We start from the raw sequence: 3,118 nt of genomic DNA, 5'->3' as shown, positions 1-3,118 counted from the left end.
GCTTCGGTTATTCCTAACATCTGCGCCCAGCCTTTGTGTATTTCCTCGAGTTGCGAATGGATCTCGACGATGTTCCAGATGAAATCTCTAAAGGCTCTATCGAGTTGTTCTTTTTCCGCCATATTGGTCTTTCCGCCAAATCTCATGCCGCCGGGAACGTGTGCATCCGATCCTTCATGAGCGAGAGTACGTATCCCTCTTGGATCGCCCAAAAAAGTGTTGGCACGACACACCTCCCATGTAAAATAACAATTGACAAATACAATTTATTTTAGCTATCGGTCAGTCCGACCGTTAAATTATCGATCCATCGGTCATGTCAAATCTCCAAATGAAAGCCTCTGGGATGCCCCCTGGAGGCTTTTCTTTCTTGTGACCTTCGTTCTTGGGCCTTAAGCCGCAAGGGAGGGGCAAGAAGTTGCTAAATTACAACGCTCTCCCCGGAAACGGGGCTTGCTTTCATTACTTAATTGCAGCAATTGATTTGAGAAAGTATAGGTCGATGGACAGCGAGGGGGCGCCTCGAAGTCGTTCCGTCAAGCACCCGCCGCGCGGCGAGGCTAGTAGCGACGGATCTTTGAAGGGCGGAAACGGCGTTTCCAACTTGGAGGTTCAACGATGAAACTGATGAAGATTTTTACTCTCGGTTCTGCAGCAATGTTTGCGGGCGCCGGGGCGCAGGCAGCTGATCTTCCCGTAAAGGCGAAGGCGGTCGAGTACGTAAAGGTCTGCTCGCTTTATGGTGCCGGATTCTACTACATCCCCGGCACTGACACTTGCCTCAAGTTCAGTGGTTATTTGCGTGCCGAAACAATGTTGGGCACGAACACTATCGGTGACGTCGCCAGTAGTGGCGTCGGTGGAGCAAAAAACCGCCTTGGCAATTACTACACCTCTAGATCCCGACTAGGCCTCAACATCGATACGCGCACCGCGACCGAGTACGGCGTCGTCCGTACCTTCTTCCAGGGCTTTTACACTTATACCGATGGTGGCTATTCTGGGACTGGCACAACGGCCGTGAATGGCTCGACGACCTATCCCTCGACCGCGGGTCCTTCGCTTACCACGTACTTCGCGTTCATCCAGTTCGCCGGCTTCACGTTCGGCAAGACGGTTTCACAGTTCGCCACGCCCTGGGCCTCGTATCCGGCGAACCTCTTCGAGATGCCGGGCGGCTTCGGCTACAATCCCAGGAACCAGGTCACCTACACCGCTGACTTCGGTCAAGGCATCACGGCCTCGTTCTCGGCGCAGGATCAAGTCGCCCTTGACCAAAGCAACCTCTGGAACGTGAGCGGCGCGACGCCTGCAGGTCTCGCCACCGGTGCGTACGGAGCCAACGACTTCGGCGGTTCTCGAATGCCGGACCTCATTGCGATGGTCCGTGTCGACCAGGCTTGGGGCCTCTTTCAGGCGTCAGTCGCCGCACATGAGAACCATGCTGGCTACTATGGCGCGACCGAAGTCACCGGCCATCCGAGCGACAAGTGGGGCTGGGCTGGTCAGCTGGCATTGTCGATCAAGAATCTCCCAACTGGGCCGGGTGATACCATCAACTTGACCGGCGTGTATACCAAGGGCGCAAGCCGTTACAACTTCGAGGACTATCTGTCGACCACCTACGCAATGTACCGTGGCACGGGCCTTGCGGGTGCTTACCAGAGCGTCGGCCTCGCGGGTCTCTCTGATGCGGTGTTTGTGACTGGCTCCGGGCAGGAGCTGACGACGACCTACGGCTTCAATGCTGGTTACACCCACAACTGGGATCCACGCTGGGCCACCAGTCTCTACGGTGCGTGGGCTGCTGTGCGGCACACGGACACGGCAAAGAGCTACATCTGCGGCGCGTTCGTGGCAGGCCTCGCACTCTCGAGCGGCGTTGCCGGCTGCAACCCCGACTTCAACTACGCAGTTGTAGGTACGATGACGACCTGGACTCCGGTCAAAAACTTGGCCTTTACGGCCGACCTCTCTTACATGATGCTGGACCAGAAGTATGCGAGCGGAAGCACGGTGACCCTGCCGCTGCAGTCGAGCATTGCCAAGCCAGCTGCAACCTACGAACTGAAGAACCAGAGCAGCCTCGCGCTGATGCTCCGCGCTCAGCGCAACTGGTGAGTCTCTGGTCAAGATAGCGGAAGGAGAAAAGAAGCGGCTCTATACATCTATAGTTTGACCTCCAAGAAGGCCTCCGGCATGCCCGCCGGAGGCCTTTACGTTTCTCTTCAATTTTCCAGAATGTGTGAAACGGGGTGGCAGCACAACCGTCGTCGGCTAGAGTCGCAACCCGCCATCCGCATCGGGTGTGAAGACGGGGTCTGGACATGCAAATCGCAATCGTATTTGACGATGCAATACAGCGTTTCAGCTAGGGGCCCAGGCCGTGTGAAAAGGCTCTGTTTGCTGTGATTCGGGCGATAAGATTTCCTGCGATTTTGCGGGGCATCTGATGAAGCGCTTTGTTGAAGGGGTGGATCGGGGGCAGAGCACGCTGTTTCCGTCGTCGCTCGATGACTATGTGAGCGAGGATAATCCGGTCCGCGCGGTCGACGTGTTCGTCGACGGTCTCGATCTCGGCAAGCTGGGGGTCGTCGGTGTCCAGTCACTCGACACTGAAATACCTTACCCCAGCGGCCTATGCCGCCCACCTCACCGCAACGGACGACCGGCTGCGCAACCCCGACCAGCTCCGCCGATCGTCCGTTGCTCCACCCGCGCCACTTGGCGTACAAAACCCCGAGACTCTAACTGCCGATGGATGAAAGTTCGGTGGCAGGTCAGGTCCCGTCGAGCCGGCGGCTGGAGCGGGAATGCCAGCGCAATATCGAGATGATCTGGCTGACCGGGCAGCTCGCGCCGGACTTCAAGACCATCGCGGATTTCCGCAAGGACAATGGCAAGGCCATTCGTGAGGTCTGTCGCGAGTTCGTCGCGCTGTGCCGCAAGCTTGATCTGTTCGGTGCAGCGAGCGTCGCCATCGATGGATCGAAGTTCAAGGCCGTCAATGCGCGGGACAAGAATGCGGCGCGGCAATCAGGATGGAAGTGCAGCGTCAATCAGGATGAGAGAGCTTCGCCGGGCTCGTGACGCAGGGAGGGCGTAGCCCGACCGGAGT

At 57.5% G+C, this 3,118-nt stretch carries 1 protein-coding gene and 1 pseudogene; both read left to right on the top strand.

Features of this window, described 5'->3' with window-relative positions; all coding sequences use genetic code 11:
• Positions 1–618 precede the first annotated feature (618 nt).
• A complete protein-coding gene (locus A3AS_RS0140715; protein WP_018323166.1) occupies positions 619–2,121 on the top strand; it encodes a porin in 1,503 nt (500 codons plus the stop codon).
• A 331-nt stretch (positions 2,122–2,452) separates the two neighbouring features.
• Positions 2,453–3,024 (top strand): annotated as a pseudogene (locus A3AS_RS50290) (transposase); the annotation flags it as partial.
• Positions 3,025–3,118: the final 94 nt, after the last annotated feature.

The organism is Bradyrhizobium sp. WSM2793 (assembly GCF_000379585.1).
Taxonomy (GTDB): Bacteria; Pseudomonadota; Alphaproteobacteria; order Rhizobiales; family Xanthobacteraceae; genus Bradyrhizobium.
Note: the sequence above shows the minus strand (reverse complement) of the source record. Positions and strands in the feature narration are given on the sequence as shown.

Bases quoted from the DNA above. Each gene is read 5' to 3' on its own strand.
- A3AS_RS0140715 (WP_018323166.1), top strand. From the start codon at position 619: ATGAAACTGATGAAGATTTTTACTCTCGGTTCTGCAGCAATGTTTGCG.